This is a genomic window from Chitinophaga eiseniae, from assembly GCF_900167135.1.
Classification (GTDB): domain Bacteria; phylum Bacteroidota; class Bacteroidia; order Chitinophagales; family Chitinophagaceae; genus Chitinophaga; species Chitinophaga eiseniae.
In genome coordinates this window covers 528,923-549,047 of sequence record NZ_FUWZ01000005.1, presented here as the reverse complement: position 1 = coordinate 549,047, position 20,125 = coordinate 528,923, and the positions used below count along the sequence as shown (strand labels likewise).

Annotated in this window: 23 protein-coding genes; 14 read left to right on the top strand and 9 right to left on the bottom strand. The window is 51.3% G+C overall.

Annotated elements, in window-relative coordinates; genetic code table 11:
• Positions 1-32 precede the first annotated feature (32 nt).
• The 3 genes from B5D63_RS28400 to B5D63_RS28390 are packed head-to-tail and all read right to left on the bottom strand — an operon-like array spanning position 33 to position 2,991.
• A complete protein-coding gene (locus B5D63_RS28400) occupies positions 33-743 on the bottom strand; it encodes a LytR/AlgR family response regulator transcription factor (protein WP_078672242.1) in 711 nt (236 codons plus the stop codon).
• Positions 740-1,774 (bottom strand): sensor histidine kinase, encoded by a 1,035-nt coding sequence (locus B5D63_RS28395; protein WP_159456200.1) that lies wholly within the window; start codon positions 1,772-1,774, stop codon positions 740-742. The genes B5D63_RS28400 and B5D63_RS28395 overlap by 4 nt, the downstream gene beginning before the upstream one ends.
• An 8-nt stretch (positions 1,775-1,782) precedes the next feature.
• Positions 1,783-2,991, bottom strand: coding sequence for an acyltransferase family protein (locus tag B5D63_RS28390; protein ID WP_078672240.1), 1,209 nt, complete (start codon positions 2,989-2,991; stop codon positions 1,783-1,785).
• Between the two features lie 274 nt (positions 2,992-3,265).
• On the opposite strand from B5D63_RS28390, the gene B5D63_RS28385 reads away from it, so the two are divergent.
• The 5 genes from B5D63_RS28385 to ric all read left to right on the top strand — a co-directional run bounded on the left by B5D63_RS28385 (position 3,266) and on the right by ric (position 7,483).
• Positions 3,266-3,898 carry a DUF6000 family protein gene (locus tag B5D63_RS28385; RefSeq protein WP_078672239.1) on the top strand — a complete coding sequence of 211 codons (633 nt, stop codon included), beginning with the start codon at positions 3,266-3,268 and terminating at the stop codon, positions 3,896-3,898.
• 125 nt (positions 3,899-4,023) lie between these two features.
• Positions 4,024-4,719 (top strand): GDSL-type esterase/lipase family protein, encoded by a 696-nt coding sequence (locus B5D63_RS28380; RefSeq protein WP_078672238.1) that lies wholly within the window; start codon positions 4,024-4,026, stop codon positions 4,717-4,719.
• 147 nt (positions 4,720-4,866) lie between these two features.
• Positions 4,867-6,165 (top strand): hypothetical protein, encoded by a 1,299-nt coding sequence (locus B5D63_RS28375; RefSeq protein WP_143313141.1) that lies wholly within the window; start codon positions 4,867-4,869, stop codon positions 6,163-6,165.
• A 153-nt stretch (positions 6,166-6,318) separates the two neighbouring features.
• Positions 6,319-6,708: a group III truncated hemoglobin gene (locus B5D63_RS28370; protein ID WP_078672236.1), complete on the top strand. Its 390-nt coding sequence runs from the start codon at positions 6,319-6,321 to the stop codon at positions 6,706-6,708.
• Between the two features lie 37 nt (positions 6,709-6,745).
• Positions 6,746-7,483 carry an iron-sulfur cluster repair di-iron protein gene (ric, locus tag B5D63_RS28365; protein WP_078672235.1) on the top strand — a complete coding sequence of 246 codons (738 nt, stop codon included), beginning with the start codon at positions 6,746-6,748 and terminating at the stop codon, positions 7,481-7,483.
• Positions 7,484-7,583: 100 nt separating this feature from the next.
• On the opposite strand, the gene B5D63_RS28360 is transcribed toward ric, so the two are convergent.
• Positions 7,584-8,120, bottom strand: coding sequence for a hypothetical protein (locus tag B5D63_RS28360; protein WP_078672234.1), 537 nt, complete (start codon positions 8,118-8,120; stop codon positions 7,584-7,586).
• A gap of 59 nt (positions 8,121-8,179) precedes the next feature.
• Here B5D63_RS28360 and B5D63_RS35170 point away from each other — a divergent pair, with 59 nt between their 5' ends.
• The 3 genes from B5D63_RS35170 (at position 8,180) to B5D63_RS28350 (ending at position 9,815) form a co-directional block, all read left to right on the top strand.
• A complete protein-coding gene (locus B5D63_RS35170) occupies positions 8,180-8,341 on the top strand; it encodes a hypothetical protein (protein ID WP_159456199.1) in 162 nt (53 codons plus the stop codon).
• Between the two features lie 104 nt (positions 8,342-8,445).
• On the top strand, positions 8,446-9,309 hold the full coding sequence (locus B5D63_RS28355; protein ID WP_078672372.1) for a ThuA domain-containing protein: 864 nt from the start codon (positions 8,446-8,448) through the stop codon (positions 9,307-9,309).
• Between the two features lie 80 nt (positions 9,310-9,389).
• On the top strand, positions 9,390-9,815 hold the full coding sequence (locus tag B5D63_RS28350; RefSeq protein WP_078672233.1) for a response regulator: 426 nt from the start codon (positions 9,390-9,392) through the stop codon (positions 9,813-9,815).
• Here B5D63_RS28350 and B5D63_RS28345 read toward each other — a convergent pair whose 3' ends face one another.
• The gene (locus B5D63_RS28345) at positions 9,816-10,670 is read right to left on the bottom strand and encodes an AraC family transcriptional regulator (RefSeq protein WP_078672232.1); all 855 of its coding nucleotides are present in this window, start codon (positions 10,668-10,670) and stop codon (positions 9,816-9,818) included.
• Between the two features lie 107 nt (positions 10,671-10,777).
• Between B5D63_RS28345 and B5D63_RS28340 the strand changes: the two genes are divergently transcribed.
• Positions 10,778-11,527, top strand: coding sequence for an NAD(P)H-dependent oxidoreductase (locus B5D63_RS28340; RefSeq protein ID WP_078672231.1), 750 nt, complete (start codon positions 10,778-10,780; stop codon positions 11,525-11,527).
• A 48-nt stretch (positions 11,528-11,575) separates the two neighbouring features.
• On the opposite strand, the gene B5D63_RS28335 is transcribed toward B5D63_RS28340, so the two are convergent.
• From B5D63_RS28335 to B5D63_RS28325, 3 genes are all read right to left on the bottom strand, one after another.
• On the bottom strand, positions 11,576-12,325 hold the full coding sequence (locus B5D63_RS28335; RefSeq protein ID WP_078672230.1) for an HvfC/BufC N-terminal domain-containing protein: 750 nt from the start codon (positions 12,323-12,325) through the stop codon (positions 11,576-11,578).
• The gene (locus B5D63_RS28330; protein ID WP_078672229.1) at positions 12,309-13,133 is read right to left on the bottom strand and encodes an HvfB family MNIO-type RiPP peptide maturase; all 825 of its coding nucleotides are present in this window, start codon (positions 13,131-13,133) and stop codon (positions 12,309-12,311) included. Before B5D63_RS28330 ends, B5D63_RS28335 begins: the two co-directional genes overlap by 17 nt.
• Before the next feature lie 65 nt (positions 13,134-13,198).
• Positions 13,199-13,534 (bottom strand): hypothetical protein, encoded by a 336-nt coding sequence (locus B5D63_RS28325; protein ID WP_078672228.1) that lies wholly within the window; start codon positions 13,532-13,534, stop codon positions 13,199-13,201.
• A gap of 340 nt (positions 13,535-13,874) precedes the next feature.
• Here B5D63_RS28325 and B5D63_RS28320 point away from each other — a divergent pair, with 340 nt between their 5' ends.
• Complete coding sequence (locus tag B5D63_RS28320) at positions 13,875-14,600, top strand: hypothetical protein (protein WP_078672227.1); 726 nt, start codon at positions 13,875-13,877, stop codon at positions 14,598-14,600.
• A gap of 119 nt (positions 14,601-14,719) precedes the next feature.
• On the opposite strand, the gene B5D63_RS28315 is transcribed toward B5D63_RS28320, so the two are convergent.
• The gene (locus B5D63_RS28315; protein ID WP_078672226.1) at positions 14,720-15,703 is read right to left on the bottom strand and encodes a LuxE/PaaK family acyltransferase; all 984 of its coding nucleotides are present in this window, start codon (positions 15,701-15,703) and stop codon (positions 14,720-14,722) included.
• A gap of 149 nt (positions 15,704-15,852) precedes the next feature.
• On the opposite strand from B5D63_RS28315, the gene B5D63_RS28310 reads away from it, so the two are divergent.
• From B5D63_RS28310 to B5D63_RS28295, 4 genes are all read left to right on the top strand, one after another.
• Complete coding sequence (locus tag B5D63_RS28310; protein WP_078672225.1) at positions 15,853-16,302, top strand: hypothetical protein; 450 nt, start codon at positions 15,853-15,855, stop codon at positions 16,300-16,302.
• A gap of 90 nt (positions 16,303-16,392) precedes the next feature.
• Positions 16,393-17,931: an acyl-CoA carboxylase subunit beta gene (locus B5D63_RS28305; protein ID WP_078672224.1), complete on the top strand. Its 1,539-nt coding sequence runs from the start codon at positions 16,393-16,395 to the stop codon at positions 17,929-17,931.
• An 87-nt stretch (positions 17,932-18,018) separates the two neighbouring features.
• Entirely contained in the window at positions 18,019-18,861 is an 843-nt protein-coding gene (locus B5D63_RS28300) for a UbiA family prenyltransferase (RefSeq protein ID WP_078672223.1), read from the top strand.
• Between the two features lie 62 nt (positions 18,862-18,923).
• The gene (locus tag B5D63_RS28295) at positions 18,924-20,024 is read left to right on the top strand and encodes a M42 family metallopeptidase (protein WP_078672222.1); all 1,101 of its coding nucleotides are present in this window, start codon (positions 18,924-18,926) and stop codon (positions 20,022-20,024) included.
• Positions 20,025-20,125: the final 101 nt, after the last annotated feature.

Sequence of the window (20,125 nt, the reverse complement as noted above, 5' to 3'; positions counted from 1 at the left end):
GCCAGTTGTAACAAGGTCAGTCATCCGGCGGTCTATTTCCGGAGCAGCCGGTTGTTGATAATCTTCTCCAGCACTTCTTCTTTCTGGTATTTACTGATAGGCACCTGAAAAGGACCCACGTGCAGGATATTCCCTTCAATAGCGCCGATGTGTTGCATATTGACCACGTAGGATTTATGCGGTTGTATAAACTGCTGGGCCGGCAGCATCTCTATGACGGACTTCAGCGTGGCATGGGTGAGTATTTTTTTGTCCGTCGTATATACGGCCACGTAGTTCTCCAATGCCTCCACGAAGAGGATGTCCTGGTACAACACTTTCTCCAGCTTTTTTTCTGCCTTTATAAAAAAATAGGGAGACAGCTGCGTGTGCTGCGCTGCAAAATAATCGTACGCTTTGTTGGCCGCCTTGAGAAAACGCTCAAAAGAGATAGGTTTCAGCAGGTAGTCCAGTACATCTAGCTCAAAACCCTGCATGGCATAACGTTCATAGGCGGTAGTGAAAATCACCTTCGGCGGCTGCGGGTAATTTTTCAAAAATTCGATACCGGAGATATAAGGCATTTCAATATCCAGCAGCAACAGGTCTACCGGCTGTTGTTTTAATACGGCGTTCAACTGCACCGCATCTTCACAAACAGCTACCACGTCCAGGAAGCCTGTCCGTGCTGCATATCCCATGATACCTTTGGCAGCAAGCGGCTCATCGTCCGTGATCACACAACGTATGGTTACAGGGTTCATGGTGGTAAAGTAAGTTTTAATTCAGCTACAAATTGTTGTTCTTTTATGCCCGCAGAAAAATAATGCCTGTCCTGATACAGTAGCTCCAGCCGCCGCTGCAGGTTCTCCAGCCCGATGCCTTTTTCCCGCGCTACCGGCAGCCCCTCTATCTCCGGCGCTGCGGCAGGGATGGAGTTCTGCACAAGAAAACAAATATCCGCTCCTTGCTTGCGCAGCTCCAGCTGCAAGAGGTAATCGCCGCCGATGTATTTAAAAGCGTTCTCCACCAGCGGAAGGAACAGTAACGGATACACTTTTTCGTCCTGCAACTGTTCGTCGAAATGCAGCTGCAGCCGTAACCGGGGAGAGGAACGTATCTTCTGCAGATCGATAAACCGTTGCATATATTGTATCTCCTGTTGAATACCTACCATCTCCTGCTGGTCGTACAGCTGGTACCGCAGCAGGTCTGCAAACTGCTCCACTGTTTTTTTGGCGGCCACTACATCGTCGTCCATCTGAAAATAGATGGTGTTCAGCGCGTTGAACAGGAAATGCGGATGATATTGCGCCCGCAGGAATTTCAGTTCTGTCTCAAGTTTATCGTTGGTGATTTTCTCCAGTTGCAGCCGGTTCTGCACATAGGCCTGAAAATAAAGATGGCTCCTCCTTACGCCGTAATAAATCAACGCATAAAACAGGGGGATCAGGTTCACATCTACCAGGTCGTACCATTGCAGCCCGTCGTCCGTCAGCGCTACCATGGGAGTCAGGAAGATATTCTGTACCAGCAGGTTGATCAGAAAAACGCCCAGCACCTCCTGCCCGATCCGTTTGGAAGAAAAATCGTGCTGCCAGCGCCTGTCATAATAGGCAAACAGGCGATTATATGCCCAGATGAACACATAGCCCATGATGGCACTGAACGCCATCTCTATGCCGTTCAACGTCCAGGACCGCCGCCAGAACAGCATCCCCGATACAGAATCCGCCAGCAGGCGGATGGTAAAATACGCCAGCAGTCCATATAACGGGGGGAATATATATTTCATAAAGAACCTCATGTCAGCGGTACTGTGTGTGGTTGTAAGGCGGGATTATCCACCGTTTCCGTTGTTGTTTTGACCTGCCGGCCAGCGGCCGGCTTCATGCCGAACAGAAAGCGCATCGGCGCGTAAGGCCGGATAAACAGATGAAAGATACTCATACTTATCATGAAAGTCACCACGACGGTAAAAATATATTTCAGCCCGATGTCTTCCTGCAAGGTGGACAGGTAGTAGGTCAATATGACGATCACCGTCTGGTGCAGTATATAAAACGGGTACACCGCTTCGTTGGCATACGCCAGCACCCGGCTCTTCCGGTTGAGATACCGTTTGCCATACCCTACAGCGGTAAACACCCACATCCAGGCACTGACCACCGCCAGCGCGGTATAACACCAGCCGGTCCATCCCGGCCAGCCGTGTGCCGGCTCCAGCCCGTTCCACCGGAAATAGTTAATGATGATAATGCTCACGAACGCCACGGCAAAAGAGCTCCGCCGGTTGCGTTCCAGGCTGTCCATCAGCAAGGGATTGGCGATACAGACAAAACCGGCTATCAGGTATAACATCCAATAAGGGAAATAGGCATAATCGTGGACCAGGTCGTTGGTAGCACCGAACATACGGGCCAGAAAAGCGTGTGAGATCGCACTGGGCGCCATCAACAGGTAGATCCATTTGCCGGAGGCCAGCCGGTTGAGCTTTTGGAGCCATTTTTTCCCTGCGGGAGATGTCCACCAGACAAACAAAGGAGCACACAGGATATCATACACCAGCAGGTAACAGATAAACCAGAGATGATGCCAGCTCATATTGCCTTTGGGATAGGCGCCGGTACGGAACATCTCCGCATAAAACTGCCAGAAATTGCCCTTATAGCCCTGCGTCACGCGCTCCAGGTACACCTGTGGCGGCACAATCACCAATATACCCAGCAGCAGCGGAACAAAAAGCCGGCGGAACCTGAGCCCCAGGAAACCGCTGCCGCTGCGGCTTTGCAGCATGTAATAGCTTACGGTACCGGAGATAAAGAACAACAGCGGCATTCGGAACCGGTGCAGGAAATCATTCATTTCCAGTAATACGTGACTGGTAGCGTTATTTTTGATATGCCATTCCCAGTAAGCCACATAGGGCATGGCGGAATGAAAAATGAGCACGCCGGCGATGGCTATGATCCGCAGCCAATCCAGATAAGTTTGTCGGGAGGAGGTTTGCATGAATATCAATTTTACACAAACCTAGCCGCTGACGGCGCCCTGGTAAAAGATATTTGACGTGTGGACAGTTTCGGGCGGTCAACAGACAATGTGTCTCCAACGCCCGGTACAGCACTTAAAGGTCTTTACCACTCAGGGGAGTTTTGACAACAACCTGCCTCTTCATCGCCTGCGTATGGGGGTATCCGTGAAGTAAAGCAGCATACCGTCATCTTGTCACTTGTTATTTTAACGCAATCCCTGTAAATTACCCCCAATTAAGCTATCCTATACCATGAATGACTTGCAGCAAGTGACCGACCTGCACGCGGCCGGAGCTATTATCAGACACCTGTCCCCCTTTGCCAGCCTGACTTCACACGAAAATGGCTTTGAGTTGCCCGCTGCTATCTACCAACAATGGGTGAAGCCTTACTACATGAATGTCTGTTCCGGGAATGATGAATGGATCGAACCTTTTTACCGGGTTAAATCATTGATCACACATGACTTGACAACTTTATTACTGGGAGATGCCCATTGGCCGGCCAAAAAAGTAGGCGCCTACTTCGCGGCGATCAACCAGTATACCGACCTGGTGGATATTATCGGTACACACTTCCTGAAAAGCGAACTGTCTTGCGTAGGCAGTACATACACACTGGTGCTGGCCAGCTTTAACAACGAAAAAAGTGTGGCGTACCTTGACAAATACCTGCACTATTACCTGAAAAGGCCCGACCTGCATTTCGACCAGCAGGCTGCCATGGAAGCCTCCCTGTACCTGGACGCCATCAACGGCACCAATCATACCAGCCAGCATTTCCCCAACTGGGAAAAACTACGCCAGCAGTGGCTGCATTCTTTCGGGCTGTCCCTGCATCCGCTGGAAGAACAACTGGCAGTGATCAAAAATCTGCGAAACTGATGTTATGAAATACATTTTCCTGACCCAAAATCCGGGACTGGTTCCAGGGAACAATTGGATTTTTATAACGCAGTGTCTATTTTTATCGGATGGCTATGACCACCCGATAAAATAAAGATGCCGTTATGAAAACATTTTCACTTTGCAAATGGCTCACCGGAGCCTTTCTGAGCCTTACGCTCTACACCGGTAACCTACAGGCGCAGGCGCCTGCGTGGGACAGCACCCACCGCCCCGGTAAATACAAGGAGCTCGTGGCGAAATTCAACGCTGAAAAAATCACCCGGAAAAATTTCGTCTTCCTGGGCAACAGCATTACCGCCGGCACCAACTGGGCTAACCTCCTGTCGCTGCCCAATGCGGTCAACAGAGGCATTTCCGGCGATATTACCTTCGGGGTACTGGAACGGCTCAACGAAGTCATTGCCGGCAAACCCGCTAAAATATTTGTACTCATCGGTATCAACGACGTATCCCGGAATATCCCCGACAGCGTGATCCTGCGTAATTACAAAACGATCATCAGCCGTATCCGCAAAGGATCGAAGAAAACACAGATCTATTTTTATACCCTGCTGCCGGTAAATGCCTCTTTCAATAAATTCAAAAATCACTACGGCAAAGATGAACACATCCTCTGGCTGAATGAACAGATCAGGCAGCTGAAAGGCAGTCACGTCACTATCATCGACCTGTATCCGCATTTCCTGGACGCCGACAAACATCTGCGGGCAGAGCTCACCATGGACGGGCTTCACCTGAAACCGGAAGGCTACGCCGTATGGGCTGATGTACTGCAGAAAGGCGGATACCTCCGTTAATTAATTTCCTGTTCCCGGGCTGATACCTGCCCGGGAATTCCATTCTCTTCCTCCCTGTATCGTTGTTTTAACGTACCTTCCACCCCGGAACTTTTCCCCTTTTCTTTCAGTTGCCAATACCTGTCCTCTTTAACGAACAAACGCAATATGAAAACTTTCCTCATGGCCGGCCTGTTGCTGGGCTGCACCGCCGGCGAAGCCTTATGCCAACAGTCCGATACCGTTATCACCCTGGCACAGCGGACTTTTCAGGACGCCGCCACCGCCACCAAAAAACAACAACGCCTCTGGGGGACTGACCTGTACGGCCCTATGCTGCTGGTGAATACTTCCACCCGGGAACTGTACGCCAATATGCCCGACAGCTCCGGGCTGCTGCAAAAACAGGGCGCCGTTTACATCGGCAAACTGCCTTCGAGGATCAATATCGCCAACACGTCGCTGCACTGGGAAGGCCGTCACTGGGCGATGGTACAACTGCCGTTGCCTGCAGAACAGGATGACCGCATCAACCTGATCGCGCATGAATTGTTCCACCGGTCGCAACCCGCGCTGCACTTCCATCCGACCGATCCGACCAATAACCACCTCGACAAAAAAGACGGCCGTATTTACCTGCGGCTGGAACTGGCGGCATTACAGCAGGCCATCGCCGCTACTTCCGCAGCGACACGGCAGCAGCACCTGCTGCATGCACTAACGTTCCGCCGTTACCGTTATGAACTATACCCCGGCGCCGATACAACGGAAAATGCACTGGAACTCAATGAAGGTGTTGCCGAATTCACCGGCATGATGGTCTGCAACCGCGACAAAGCCGCAGCTGTAAAGCATTTCAACAAAAACCTGTACGACTTCCTGCACTACTACCCTACTTTCGTACGGTCGTTTGCGTATCAAACCATTCCCATTTACGGGTACCTGATGTCGCAGGTTAAACCAGGCTGGAACCGGCAACTCAACAGCCGGTCGCAACTGACGTCATTAATCATAAAGACGTTCGGCATAACTGTTCCGGCCGATGTAAAATCAGCTGCCACCAGCTATGCACAAGGATATAACGGGGACGCTGTCACGCAGGAAGAAACGGTGCGGGAAAAGAAAATACAGGAACAGATTGTAGCTTATACCCAGCTGTTCATCCACCAGCCCCATACCGAACTGCGGTTTGAAAAAATGAATATTTCTTTTAATCCTTCCAATATTGTTCCGATAGATGGCTACGGTACCGTATATCCTACCATGCGTATCTCCGATAAATGGGGCATCCTCACCGTGACCGAAGGCGCCTTGATGAGCAAAGACTGGGACAAGGTCATCGTTGGCCTGCCAGACACTTTCACGGACCTGCTGATCACCGGCAAAGGCTGGAAACTGGAACTCAACAAAGGATATCGTCTGGAAAAAGATGCCGCCGGCAATTACGCATTGAAGAAACAACAATAACACAGAAACGGCGTCCATGGCGGCGCCGTAAATTTTATCAAAATAAAAGATATTTTAGTCTTTTATTATGGTAATAATACCTACTTTTGTCCTGCATCCTTATGTCAGCCGTTTGCGCGGCGCCTTATTAAGGACAAAAATGTATTTATTTATATGGAAACAAAAAAGGACATCACCGATCTCACCGATATACAAAAGATGGTAGATACCTTCTATGGAACAGTGCGGGAAGACGAGCTGCTGGGGCCTATCTTCAATAACCTCATACAGCACCGCTGGCCGGAACATCTCGGAAAAATGTACCGCTTCTGGGACACCATCCTGCTGGACAGTCACACCTACCACGGGGCCCCTTTCCATCCGCATGCCACTATGCCGGTCAACGGACTTCATTTCGACCGCTGGGTGCAACTGTTCCGCGCCACGGTCAACGGGCTTTTTGCAGGGCCCAAAGCAGATGAAGCCTGCTGGCGCGGTGAGAAAATGGCGCAAATGTTCCTCTCCAAAATTGAATATTATCAGGGCCAGCCACCGCTGCGTTAGCGGCCACCGGCCTGTATACCTATAAAACAGCTTTAAGATGGAAATCACTGAAAACACCATCGTTGGACAACTGGTAGCCACAGACTACCGCACTGCCGACGTGTTCCGCCAGCATGGCATCGACTTCTGCTGCAAAGGCAACAAACCCATTGGCGACGTATGCCGCGAGAAAAAACTGGACATCGCTCCCATACTCCACGAACTGGAGGACATCTCGGCGGTACCCGCCTGCACTATGCAGCACTTCAATACCATGCCGCTGGACCAACTGGCAGACCATATCGTCCGCAAACACCATGGTTATGTGCGGGAAAAAATACCGGTGCTGCAACAATACCTGCGCAAGGTATGCCAGGTACACGGCGAGCAACACCAGGAATTATGGCAGATAGCAGCGCTCTTTACGGCATCTTCGGCTGAACTGTCCAACCACCTCAACAAGGAAGAGCTGATCCTGTTTCCCCGCATCCGGGAAATCGCCCGGAAACAGGCAGCCGGCGAATATGTGGACGACAACAGCATCAGCGCCGTCGAAAGACCTGTCAGCGCCATGATGGAAGAACATGACCACGAAGGCGACCGGTTCCGCCGAATCGCAACTCTCAGCAACGACTATACGCCGCCGGCAGAAGCCTGCAATACCTACCGCGTTACCTATGCTTTGCTGAAAGAGTTTCAGGACGATCTGCATCAACACATCCACCTGGAAAACAATATACTGTTTCCGCGTGCCATGAGCACGGAGAAAACACTGACCGGCAGCTGCCGGCTGTAAAACAGGAATGGCCGGCAAAGCTTCCGGGGGGTAGCTTTGACCGGCCATTTATCCAATTCTCACGATGGATCCGTTATTAGTTCGTTATCGGATTAACTGACTATTTATCGTGACCATGTCCATGTCCTTTACCATGGCCCTTGTTGCCCTTATCTTTATATTTATATTTTCCCTTGTCATTGCCTTTTCCATTGTTTCCCTTTCCATACATCGGATGCCCTTTCACCACATAATACCTGCTATCCCTGCTGTCACGGATGATGTCCTGTTTACCATACCAGCCTGGCCCCTTATAGCGGGCATAACGGCCCCGGTACACGTCGGGATGCAGCCATGGTTTAGGTTCATTGACCACCACCTTGTAGCCCCGGTACACGTCAAAATGATACCGGGCCGGCAAAGTCGGGCCAAACAGCCAGCTGTTGCCATTTAAATATACATACTGTCGCCGGGGAATGTCATAATACACGTCAATATCCGGGAAGTAATAGTATTGCGCATAGTCATATCCTACCGGCCCCCATACCGGCTGGTTGCCGATATTCACATTTACATTAAGCCTCACCTGTGCCTGTAACGGTTTAACAAACGCTAACGCACTGATAATCAACAAAGCAAGAAATGATAGCCTTTTCATGATCGTGTGTTTTTATCATGATAAAGACAAAGGTAGTGCCAGTTTGAAGTTCCGGAACAATGGTCAACCTGCCGACCATTTACCTGCAGGCAACCTTGCGCCATACCTTCTGTACTTATGCCATCGGCCCCGGATGGGCGAAAACCGATATGGGTACCGCCGCCGCTTTCCCGGAAATCGCGGAAGGCGCCAACATCATCGTAAAAACCGCCCTGGAGTAAGTGCTGCCAGCCGGTTCTTTACACACGGATGACAGGAGATACCCTGCTAGTTTCCTTACATCGAAATCTGAAAAATATAGGCTGCAGCGTTGTATTTTGTAGGCATGAAATTCCACGCTATCCGCTGCTTATTGCTGGCACTGTTATTTGGTAGCCTATGCGGTACCGCCCAGCCACCGGCCTTCCGGGTCATTGCTTTTTTCACTGCGGCGGAAGATGCCGCCCATATCAGCTTTGTCCGGGAAGCCAACCAGTGGTTTCCCAAAATGGCGATCCGCTGTCATTTTACATATGACACCACGAGCAACTGGGAGCACCTGAACGAAAAATTTCTCTCACGTTACCAGGTAGTGCTGTTCCTCGATACCAGGCCGGAAACACCTGCGCAACGGGCAGCATTTCAGCAATATGCCGAAAAAGGCGGCGCCTGGATCGGCTTCCATTTCGCAGCATTTGCGCTTACGCCCTCTGCCGTACCGCAGAACTGGGACTGGTACCACAACACTTTCCTTGGCTCCGGCTCCTATGTCAGCAACACCTGGCGGCCCACCGCCGCGGTGCTGCATGTGGACAACCGGCACCCGGTCACCCGCGGCCTGCCGGAACGCTTCCCCTCCGCCCCCAACGAATGGTACCGCTGGAGCGGCCCTCTCCGGCAAAACCCAGATATAACGGTATTGGCATCGATAGACAGCAGCAGCTTCCCGCTGGGCACCGGCCCCAAACCCAGCGAGATATGGCATAGCGGCGATTATCCCGTGGTGTGGACAAACCGCAGGTACAACATGGTCTATTTCAATATGGGACACAACGATATGGACTATGAACAGGGTACCCGGCAAACACTGTCACATACCTTCAGCAGCCCGGCGCAGAACCGGATGATCTTACAGGCGCTGTGGTGGTTGGGAACGGATAGGGGACGCCGACATTCTTCCTCAATTTGTTGCGGCACAAGGACAAAGTAAATGACGGATCACCCCTAAAAGCGGCCTTGCAGAAAAGGCATTCGCTTTGTAGTGGATAAAGAACAAACTTTTATCCTGACATGCAGACGCACCCACAGATTCTGATAGCCGACGACGACCCCGAAGATGTATTTATCATGGAAATGATGTGTAAAGAGCTTTCCTTTTCCGAGCATATTCATTTTGTCCAGGACGGCGTCACTGCCCTCGAGTACCTGGACAAGCTCACCGAAAAGCCGCTCCCCGCCCTGATCGTTCTTGACCTGAACATGCCCCGCCTTACGGGCACGCAGACACTGGAGCTGCTTAAACAACACGCACGGTACCATTCCATCCGGGTCATCATTTACTCAACTTTCCTGAACGAAATACAAAAACAACAATGCATTAACCTCGGAGCAGAAGCCTTTGTGATTAAACCGGATACCTACGAAGAAGGATTAGAGATCATGCAACAGTTCCACGATTGCAGCCTCGGCAATTACTCCTTTCCCATAGCCAGCTGATCAGTTAAGCACAAACTGTTTGCGGAAAGCAGACGGATTCATACCACGGTGTTTTCTGAATAATCGCGTAAGATGGCTCTCATCTGTGAAGCTCAGTTCGGCGGCAATTTCGTTGATACGAAGATCGCTGTGTTTTAAACGGGTCTCCACCAGCTTCAGTTTGTAATGCGTAATATAGTCCTGCAGGTTTTCCCCCGTATGTTTTTTAAAGTAACGCCCCAGGTAACTGAGAGAAATATGGAAATGTTTGGCGATGACCGCCGCCCGCAGTGCCTGCGGTGAATAGATATGCTCCTGTATATAGCCGATAATGTCCAGTACAGGCGTGGCCGTGTGATCACCTACCTGCGCCGGCAGCTTCATGGCAATATTCCGGGCCACCACGGTAATCAGGGTGTTAACCAGCTGCCGCACCACTTCGTTGTGATACAGCGGCTTGCCTGCCTGCTCCTGTATCAGTCCGGCTACAATGGCGGGCACCAGCTGCTTATCCGGCTCGTGATATACGATACAGCCCGGCCGGTGACTGGCATGTTCGAGAATAAATTCCATCCGGCGCATCCATTCCTGTGAGTATAACAATGCCGTCTCCTGGTTTTGCAGGTATATCTTGTTAAACCGGAGGAAAAAAAAGTGCGTCTCTTCTTCTACGTCCAGCAGATGTTTGTCTTCCGGCGTCACGAGGAACAGGTGTCCTTTACTATAGGAAAACTCATTATTGTTGATAAACTGCCGTCCGCTGCCCTTCACGATATACACCAGCTCAAAAAAATTGTGCCCGTGCTCATCCAGCGGACAACGGTCTGTGATCATCTCCACTATCTCAAATGGTTGGTGAATATTTTCCCTGGGCATTATCGTTGGTTTATTACAGAAAAATGGAAAAATTATACAATAAAACTACCATGTAAATTGTACAATTTTACGTCATCAAAATTACTGTAACAACAAAACATAAACAAATGAAAGTATTAATCGTATTAGCGCACCCCGAGCCCCGCTCCCTCAACGCCTCCCTGAAAGACGCTGCTGCAGGGATTTTACAACGCCATGGCCATGAAGTGGCGGTCACCGACCTTTACCGGCAGCAATGGGAGGCGTCCGCAGGCCGGCAGGACTTCCCGGCGCTGCCTGCTGATGAACGGCTGGTCTACAGCGCGGTTTCCAAAAAAGCCTACCTGGACAATGTGCAGTCGCCCGATATCAGCACGGAGCAGGAAAAAATAAAATGGGCAGATGTGATCCTATTGCAGTTCCCCCTGTGGTGGTTTGGCATGCCGGCGATCCTCAAAGGATGGATAGACCGCACCTTCACCAACGGCTTCGCCTACGGTACCGGCGGCCGCTACGGCAACGGCACCCTCAAAGGCAAAAAAGTGATGCTCATGATCACCACGGGCGCCACCGCGGAACAACTGGGGCCTCACGGCATCCACGGCGCTATCGAAGACCTTATGTTCCCGGTACACCACGGCGTGTTCTGGTATGCCGGCGCCGCCTCCCTGCCCCCGTTTGTGGTCAACAGCGCCAACCAGGTGTCTCCCGAACGGTACGCCACCATTCTGCAGGACCTGGAGCAACGCCTGCTCAGCATCCCCGACACCGCTCCTATCCGTTACCGGATCGGCAAACAGGACTATGATGAAAAAGAAGTGCTGCAACCCCATTTCGTAACAGGTAAAAGCGGCTTTGCGCTGCACCTGGCAGACTAGCAGGAACATGCGGCGCAAGATGAGCGGCGCACAAGAGAAGTACTGTTTTCAGGGTCGAAAGCCGAATACGAACTGTCGCCGTTGCATGTCTTCCAAAAATGCCACAGTATCGGCTTCCAGTTCAACCGTTACCGTTATACCCAGCTGCGGCGCATATTCCAGTATATCCTTTACCGTTATACCCGCCGCCAGCTGCTCTGTAACGAAGGCCAGCCAGGGAGAAAGACCGGTAAACTGTACATGGCCGGTAACCGGCTCCCGGTGCAGCAGCACAAACCAGGCCCCCTGCTGTTTCAGTAGCCGGGCCCGTTTGGCCTCCTGGTGAACGGGATATTTGAAAGAGAGTAGCCGGTACTCCGGATTCAGTACCAGCGGCGTTTCCCGCCAGTCGCCCGTAGCAACAAAAGCGGCCGGGGCCACATCTTCCATATTGAACACCTCTATCTCCGCCCATTCAAACGCCAGCAGATCGCTCAGGTAAGGGACGTCATACACTTCATCCCAGCTGTTTTCCACGGCATAGGTGTAAAACTCAAGCGGCAGTTTCCACACCTGGTGGGCGGTGCAGGCATGGCGGGCAAAAAACGTTTTGACCATATGGTCCCACTTCCGCCGGGGAATATTGGCGCAGGTAACCGGGTAGGCGCTTTCCATGGTGTCTTTGACCATGTGAAAGATAGCATGACGGTAGTGCGCCAGCCGGTCCGGGGCTACGCCGGGGATGGTAGTCCGTACACCGGTACGGAGATGCGTGGTAAACCGCTGCTGTAGCACGCGGCTGTCAGGCGACGAGTTCATGATGTTTCCATTGTTGGTGACAGATCGCTTTGAGCCGTGTCAGTTCCGCCTGCAGGTCCTGCATCTGCGGGATGTTGAAATCACGCTCCAGCAACACCGGCACAGGGGCTATCTGTTGGATGGTCCATTCAAACAGCGCATACACCGGATCGGCGATAGGGTGCCCATGGGTGTCGAGGATCATATCAGGGGCCACCTGCTCATGTCCCGCCATATGGATGTAAGCCACCCTGTCCAGCGGCAACTGCGCGATGAAGGCTTTGGCGTCGTACTGATGATTAAAGGCGTTCACGTAGATGTTATTCACATCCAGCAGCAGCTGGCAGCCGGAACGCTGCACCACCTCGTTGATAAAATCAGCCTCACTCATTTCCGGCGCCACCGGCGTATAATAGGAGATAATCTCCATGGCCAGCGGCCGTTGCAGGTAATCCTGCACCTTCCGGATGCGGGCAGCCATATGCCTGGCGGCGTCCATCCGGAAAGGCATAGGCAGCAGGTCGTACAGATGGGCATTGTCACATTTCGAATAACTCAGATGTTCAGAATAAATGCGGACCTTATATTCTTCCAGAAAGGATTTTACATAACGCAGAAATGTACTGTCCGGCTCTTCCGGGCTGCCGAGCGACAGGGAAAGCCCGTGGCATAGTACCGGGTATTTTTCCACCACCCGGTGCAACATTTTTTTCCAGTACCCGCCTATGTTCATCCAGTTTTCCGGCGCAAACTCTATAAAATCGGGGCTGATCAGCGTTCCGCTGATCATTTCTTCCGCAAACTCGCGGCGAAAACCTAATCCTACCATAATAAGCTGTTTGTGATGACAGGAAAATAGGAAAGACCGGAACACGGCCTTTCCTGTGGGAAAGATTACGAGCCGGATTTGGTCGTATCGGATTTGTGCTTGTCGCCTTTTTTACCTTTGGCTTTTTTGGGATCACCCACACATTTGCCTTCAGCGCATTTGCCTTGTGCACATTTGTGTTCTTTGGATTTAGCGGTGGAGGAGTCTTTGGAACAGGCCAGCTCTACGGTATTAACTGCAGATGCGGTGCCGGTCAGCACACTTCTGACAGCGGCGCCGGAACCCAGGTTGGTGTAGCTTACCGGGTTGGCATTTGTTTGCAGGGCAGTCAGGCCCAGGATGGCGCTGGCCACCAGCGAGCCGGAGAACAGCACTTTTTTGCTGATTGATTTGTTTTCCATTTTTCGTGAATTTTAAAACTGAGTGAAAAAAGTCGGAGCATATAAATGCAGCAGCAGGCGTTGCTGTCATGTTCTGAGGAGCGTCTTCATTCGAAAATGCCTATGCCGGCCTGTACCATGGCCGGTTCGTATAGCCTTGCTGTGTAGGTGAGGTCATCGGAAACGCGGAAAAGAACCCATCAATTACTGCACCAGTTTTAGCAGAAGCCGTCACTTTTCCCGTTTGCCTGTAGAAAGCTTACGGAAAATTAAATGTTTTAGTTTTACACAGCTGGCAAATATTGTTATCTAATTTATCCTATTTTTGGCCTGAAAGCGAATGCGCGAATAAAAAAGGCCCATGAAAGATAAGATGCCCCCTGTAACCTCTGTTTATTTTATTGGTTTGCTGAAGGCTTACTTACGCGGAACTAAAACTAAACAGGAAGTCCTGCAGGACCTGTACGGAGAAATAAACCTGCAACCCGCTGACCTGGACGATTCCGGCGAAGACGTTACCCGCATTTTGCTGAGAACAGCTACTGCCGTGCATGAAAACTATTATCAGGAAATAGTAGGGGCCCTCACGCAAGCGACCGATTCCACGCCTACCCGCGAAGGCGTGATTCATCAGCTGGAAGCGCTGCTGGCAGGCAACAGTACACCGGAAGCGCTCGTGCAATGGGCCACCTGGCATAACGACCCGGGTGAAGACAACGGCGTCAGCTACTTCGACGACCTGGCGGTAGACTACTTCTGTACACAGTTGTTGCCTAACCCGCCGGAACCGCTCTCCCATGCACACTATACGCAGGCGCTGAAAATATTCAAAAACCCGCTCCGCGACCAGTTAAAAGACAAAGTGGCGCTGGTACTACTGTTTGAAAAGGAAAGACAACGGTTTCTCTTCTATGTGGGTGATTATATACAGGGCCATACCGCTCCCGAACAGCTGGACGTGTACCTGCTGAATAAATTCGGCATGGACCACTATTCTTTTCCGTATATGACCTCTCTGGCCAGCATCATGTATGACCCGGCCAAACTGCCGGCACTACTGAAAGTGGCCGCCAATATCCCGGAATAATTTGAAAATTTTGAAATTTGGTTATTTTGAAATTTGGTTATTGGGTTATTGCCGCCCGATCATCAGCCAAACATCACAATACCCAAATTTGAAAATATCTAAATATCTAAATTCCAAAATTAAACGGCCATCAGGCTGCAACCGCGCAAGGCTGAATTGTCGAGGCGTCCCAGCACCTCAAAACGGCCGTCGGCATGAATTTTCCCGATATCTTCGGTAGCAATAAAGGCACAGGAATAAATATTGGCCAGGTCAATGACGTTCATCACCCCCGATCCTTTGCCGGCTGTCAGCTGGAAGGGATCATTTTCATCCCGCAGCAACACTTTCATCCAGGCTGGGGTTTCAAAATACCCCTGTCCCAGGGAATAAGCCTGCGACAACAGTTCAGTCATCCCATATTCGGCATGTACAACAGTAACGCCTAACCTTTCTTTGAGGAAGGCATGCACTTCGTCGCGGGTCCATTCTTCCCGGCGGCCTTTCATGCCGCCCGTTTCCATCACGATGGTATGCTGCAGGGACAATGTGTATTTCTCGGCAAAGTCAAGCAGCCCGAAGGTAACGCCGATCAGCAGTACTTTCTGCTGCCGCGCCTCCAGCGCCTGCAGCTGCTGGTACAGCGTATCGTGTTCGTACAGGTAAAAACCGCTTTCTTTATGGCCGCTGCGGACGATCATTTCCTGAACCATACGTACCAGCGAGGAATGCTGCCGCTCCAGGTAGGAAGGCAGCAAGCCCACCACCACGTAATCCGTTACCGGCCCGTAGAACTGCTCAAAAGCCGTCATAAAGCTGCGGGTATAAACGGCGGCGTCTTTCACCAGGTGCCGGCTGTTGACCGTCTGGGTAGTACCGCTGCTTTCAAATATCAGCTGCGGCTCAAACTGCCCGCACACCACGGAATGGGACTTAAAAAACTGGATGGGCAGATAGGGGATCTCCAGGAGGCTGGTTACCCTGCCCGGCTGTATCCGCAGGGCATCGGTATAGGCCCTGTAGAGCGCATTCTCCTGGTACTGGTAACGAAACAGCTCCAGGGCGGCGGTCTCCAGCTCTTCCGGCTTCAGGGAAAATATATAATCGGGCGAAACTACGCGCATGTATATCGGTCTTTAAAGATCACAAAGGTAGGGAGAAGAATAAATTTAGCCGAAGCAAGTAACAAATGTCCCAAAAAAAACGTTTTTCGTTGGAGAGACGGGGATAGCCGATTATTTGTATATTTCCTAAATTAATGTAGGTTTGTTTTATGAAGAAAATTCTCTATTTGCTCCTGGCCGTGGGTTTGCTCTATGCTTGTAAAAAAGATAATGTCGGCACTAAACCGCTACTGTTCTTCAAAAGCTATCAACCAGACAGCATCACGCCCGATACCAGGCAGTTTGTTCTTACCATGCGGGTGGAAGACGGAGATGGAGACATTGAAGACAGCATCGGCGTAGCGATGCTCAAAGACAGCGAACAAGCCGTTAACAAAGATACTATCTGGCAATTCTATAAAATGCCTAAAATCGGGCAAAACAGAGGCAACAGCATAAAGGCAGATGTGATCATGCCTTTCGAGGAGATTGATTTCGCGGCGGCCTACAACCCGGCGCCCGGCGACAGCGCGCATTATATCGTTTTCCTGCGCGACAATTCAGGTAATATCAGCGACACCGTGCCTACGCCAAAATTTCCGTTCCGCCGGAACAGATAGTCTTTCAAAAACATTACATTTACAACCGCAGGGATTCCTTAAAAGGAATCCTTTATTTTTTAGTTCAGATTTATCACTCATTTTCCGCATATGAATAAGATCGAGGAATTACAGTCGAAGATTAAAGAAGCCATGTTAGGCGGTGGAGAAGTAAGGATCGCTTCCCAGCATAAAAAAGGCAAGCTGACCGCCCGGGAGCGGCTTCAACTGCTGATGGACGAAGGTTCTTTTGAAGAGCTGGACATGTTGGTTCATAACCGTAACCGCGGCCTTACCACCGACCAGGAACAGTTTCCCGGCGATGGCGTGGTGACCGGCTACGGTACGATCAACGGCAGGCTGACTTATGTCTTCTCACAGGATTTCACGGTATATGGCGGCAGCCTCTCCGAACCGCATGCCCGCAAAATATGCAAGATCATGGACCTCGCCATGCAGAACGGCGCCCCGTTGGTAGGCCTCAATGACAGTGGCGGCGCCCGTATACAGGAAGGAGTGGTGAGCCTGGGCGGTTATGCGGATATTTTCTACCGCAACACCCGCGCTTCCGGCGTTATCCCCCAGATATCCGCCATCATGGGACCCTGCGCCGGCGGCGCCGTATATTCTCCAGCCATCACCGATTTCATCATGATGGTGGAAAATACTTCCTACATGTTCGTGACCGGTCCCAACGTGGTGAAAACCGTCACCCACGAAGAAGTGACCTCCGAAGAGCTGGGCGGCGCCCAGACCCACGCCACCAAAAGCGGCGTTACCCATTTCGCCTGCGCCAACGAGGTGGAATGCATCCAGAACATCAAAACACTGTTGAGCTATATCCCGCAAAACTGCGAGGAGACAGCACCCGTATATCCTTACGAAGGCGGCAACGAGCTGCGGGAAGCCCTGAATACGCTGATCCCTGCCAGCCCCAACCAGCCTTACGATATGAAGGAAGTGATCGCCCATCTGACAGATGCCGACAGCTTCTTTGAAGTGCATAAGGACTTTGCCGACAACATCATCGTGGGCTTCGCCCGCATCGGCGGCAGAAGCATCGGTATTGTGGCCAACCAGCCCGCTGTGCTGGCCGGCGTGCTCGATATCCACGCCTCCGTGAAAGGCGCCCGTTTTACCCGCTTCTGCGATGCGTTCAACGTACCGCTGCTGGTACTGGTAGACGTTCCCGGCTTCCTGCCCGGTACCGACCAGGAATGGAACGGCATCATCACCAACGGCGCCAAACTGCTGTATGCCCTCTGCGAAGCGACCGTACCCAAAATTACCGTCACCACCCGCAAAGCCTACGGCGGCGCCTACTGCGTGATGAACTCCAAACATATCGGGGCCGACCTCAACTACGCTTTCCCACAGGCGGAGATAGCCGTAATGGGCGCTAAAGGGGCCGTGGAAATCATCTATAAGAAAGAAATTGACTCCGCTCCGGACCCGGAAACCCGGACCAACGAGCTGGTGGCCGATTATACCGAAAGATTCGCCAACCCTTACCTGGCAGCTGAAAAAGGATATATCGACGAGGTGATCCTGCCGGAGCAGGCCCGCGCCAAACTCATCAAGGGCTTCAAAATGCTGGAAAATAAAGTGGTGAACATGCCGAGAAAAAAACACGGTAACATACCTTTGTAATCAATTACGAGTTACGAATTACGAATTACGGATTTTGGCGTAAAAGGTAGTCCCAATTCGTAATCCGTAATTCGTAATTCGTAATTGATGAAGTCTATTTTTAATTTCATCCTCTTTACATCGGTATTCATTGCCTTGTGTGCACTGCTGATGATATGGCAGGCCAACCAGTTGCTGGGACTGCAGTATCCGCGACAGACCTTTTATCTTTTTGTTTTCTTCTCCACTATTTGCAGTTATAACTTTCACTGGTACCTGACTCCCGGCTCCTATTCGTCGTCAGAAAGGCTGCAGTGGGTTGACCGGTACCGCGACCTCATGCTGATGCTCTGCGGTGTTGGGCTGGCTGGCGCCCTGTTCTATTTCTGGCCCTTACGCAGCCACTGGCTGGTACTCAGCGGCGGCGCAATACTCACCTTCCTCTATTCTGCCCCTAAGGTGCCCTACAAACCTTTTACCTGGCTGCGCCGGATAGCCGTAGGCAAAACGCTGTTCCTCACCGCGGTGTGGACGTATGTGACCACGCTGCTGCCCGCCTTCGTGGCCAATCAGGGCCTCTCCTGGCCGCTGGTGCTTTTTACGCTGCACCGTTTCCTGCTGATATATGCCATCTGTATCCTGTTCGATTTCCGCGATGTGGAGTCCGACAAAAAGGAAGGCATCCGCAGCCTGATCACGTATCTCGATTACCGAAGCCTCAACCGGCTCTATTATATCACCCTGCTGTTTTCCGCCCTGAGCGCGGTTCTGCTGGGCCCTTACACCTCCGTTCCTGTAATAGGGACTTTGCTGGTGCCCGTGCTGGTGACCGGTTTGCTGACAAAAAAAGCCCACCGCGACCCGTCCGACTACCTGTTTTATTTCGGACTGGACGGCCTGATGGCCCTGTCGGCCCTGCTCCACCTGATGCTGGTCAGCCTCTTCCCGTAAAGAAGCCTTTGTCATAATGGGTAATTTGCTACATTTGTCCGGTCTCAAAAAGTGATATTACTATGTCCAAAAAACAGAAATCCATACTCACGAAGGAATCGCTGGCATTCCTCAAAGACTACCTGAATAATCCCTCTCCTACCGGTTTTGAGAAAGAAGGACAAAAGCTGTGGCTCAAATATCTGACACCGTATATCGATGAACACCAGGTGGACGCCTATGGCTCCGTGGTGGGAGTTATCAATCCCAAAGCCCCTTTTAAGGTGGTGATTGAAGCCCACGCGGATGAAATTTCCTGGTTTGTCAACTATATCTCCCCGGAAGGACTGATCTATGTGATCCGTAATGGCGGCTCCGATCAGGCGATCGCCCCTTCCATGCGGGTAAATATCCACACCGAAAAAGGCACCGTTAAAGCGGTCTTCGGCTGGCCCGCCATCCACACCCGCCTGCGCAGCGGCGACGGTAAAGAACCACAACCCAAGGTAGAAAACATCTTCCTGGATTGCGGCGCCCGTTCCCGTAAAGAGGTGGAAGACCTGGGCATCCATGTAGGCTGCGTATGTACTTTCGACGATGGTTTTGAAGAACTGAGCTACGACTACTTTATTTGCCGCGCTATCGACAACCGTATCGGCGGTTTCATGATCGCTGAAGTGGCCCGCCTGCTGAAAGAGAAAAAACAACAACTGCCTTTCGGCCTGTATATCGTTAACGCCGTACAGGAAGAAGTAGGGCTGCGGGGCGCCGAAATGATCGCCAAACGCATCAAACCTGATGTGGCCATTATTACCGACGTTACCCATGATACCACCACGCCGATGATCAACAAAAACATCGAAGGGGAAATCAAATGCGGCGGTGGCCCCAGCATTACCTATGGCCCTGCCGTGCACAATATCCTGCGCGAGCTGATCATCAAGACCGCAAAGAAAAACGACATACCGCACCAGCTGCATGCCGTAAGCCGCAGCACCGGCACAGATACCGACGCTTTTGCTTACTCCAACGATGGTACGCCGTCCGCGCTGATCAGCTTACCGCTGCGTTACATGCACACGACCGTGGAAATGGTAAAACGCGACGATGTCGAAAATACGATTCAGCTGATCTACCAGACATTGCTGCAGATCACGCCGAAAACAAACTTTAAATATCTGTAAATCAATTACGAATTACGGATTACGAATTACGAATTGAGGCCTTTCCTTACAGAGCGGTTATTTAATAACCTTTCCAAAAGAGAGCCCTCAATTCGTAATTC

Bases quoted from the DNA above. Each gene is read 5' to 3' on its own strand.
- B5D63_RS28360 (WP_078672234.1), bottom strand. From the start codon at position 8,120: ATGAAAAGGCTATCATTTCTTGCTTTGTTGATTATCAGTGCGTTAGCG.
- B5D63_RS28330 (WP_078672229.1), bottom strand. From the start codon at position 13,133: ATGGTAGGATTAGGTTTTCGCCGCGAGTTTGCGGAAGAAATGATCAGC.
- B5D63_RS28380 (WP_078672238.1), top strand. From the start codon at position 4,024: ATGAAAACATTTTCACTTTGCAAATGGCTCACCGGAGCCTTTCTGAGC.
- B5D63_RS28370 (WP_078672236.1), top strand. From the start codon at position 6,319: ATGGAAACAAAAAAGGACATCACCGATCTCACCGATATACAAAAGATG.
- B5D63_RS28400 (WP_078672242.1), bottom strand. From the start codon at position 743: ATGAACCCTGTAACCATACGTTGTGTGATCACGGACGATGAGCCGCTT.
- B5D63_RS28300 (WP_078672223.1), top strand. From the start codon at position 18,019: ATGAAGTCTATTTTTAATTTCATCCTCTTTACATCGGTATTCATTGCC.
- B5D63_RS28385 (WP_078672239.1), top strand. From the start codon at position 3,266: ATGAATGACTTGCAGCAAGTGACCGACCTGCACGCGGCCGGAGCTATT.
- B5D63_RS28305 (WP_078672224.1), top strand. From the start codon at position 16,393: ATGAATAAGATCGAGGAATTACAGTCGAAGATTAAAGAAGCCATGTTA.
- B5D63_RS28345 (WP_078672232.1), bottom strand. From the start codon at position 10,670: ATGCCCAGGGAAAATATTCACCAACCATTTGAGATAGTGGAGATGATC.
- B5D63_RS28295 (WP_078672222.1), top strand. From the start codon at position 18,924: ATGTCCAAAAAACAGAAATCCATACTCACGAAGGAATCGCTGGCATTC.
- B5D63_RS28355 (WP_078672372.1), top strand. From the start codon at position 8,446: ATGAAATTCCACGCTATCCGCTGCTTATTGCTGGCACTGTTATTTGGT.
- B5D63_RS28320 (WP_078672227.1), top strand. From the start codon at position 13,875: ATGAAAGATAAGATGCCCCCTGTAACCTCTGTTTATTTTATTGGTTTG.
- B5D63_RS28375 (WP_143313141.1), top strand. From the start codon at position 4,867: ATGAAAACTTTCCTCATGGCCGGCCTGTTGCTGGGCTGCACCGCCGGC.
- ric (WP_078672235.1), top strand. From the start codon at position 6,746: ATGGAAATCACTGAAAACACCATCGTTGGACAACTGGTAGCCACAGAC.
- B5D63_RS28310 (WP_078672225.1), top strand. From the start codon at position 15,853: ATGAAGAAAATTCTCTATTTGCTCCTGGCCGTGGGTTTGCTCTATGCT.
- B5D63_RS28325 (WP_078672228.1), bottom strand. From the start codon at position 13,534: ATGGAAAACAAATCAATCAGCAAAAAAGTGCTGTTCTCCGGCTCGCTG.
- B5D63_RS35170 (WP_159456199.1), top strand. From the start codon at position 8,180: ATGGTCAACCTGCCGACCATTTACCTGCAGGCAACCTTGCGCCATACC.
- B5D63_RS28335 (WP_078672230.1), bottom strand. From the start codon at position 12,325: ATGAACTCGTCGCCTGACAGCCGCGTGCTACAGCAGCGGTTTACCACG.
- B5D63_RS28340 (WP_078672231.1), top strand. From the start codon at position 10,778: ATGAAAGTATTAATCGTATTAGCGCACCCCGAGCCCCGCTCCCTCAAC.
- B5D63_RS28390 (WP_078672240.1), bottom strand. From the start codon at position 2,991: ATGCAAACCTCCTCCCGACAAACTTATCTGGATTGGCTGCGGATCATA.
- B5D63_RS28395 (WP_159456200.1), bottom strand. From the start codon at position 1,774: ATGAAATATATATTCCCCCCGTTATATGGACTGCTGGCGTATTTTACC.
- B5D63_RS28350 (WP_078672233.1), top strand. From the start codon at position 9,390: ATGCAGACGCACCCACAGATTCTGATAGCCGACGACGACCCCGAAGAT.
- B5D63_RS28315 (WP_078672226.1), bottom strand. From the start codon at position 15,703: ATGCGCGTAGTTTCGCCCGATTATATATTTTCCCTGAAGCCGGAAGAG.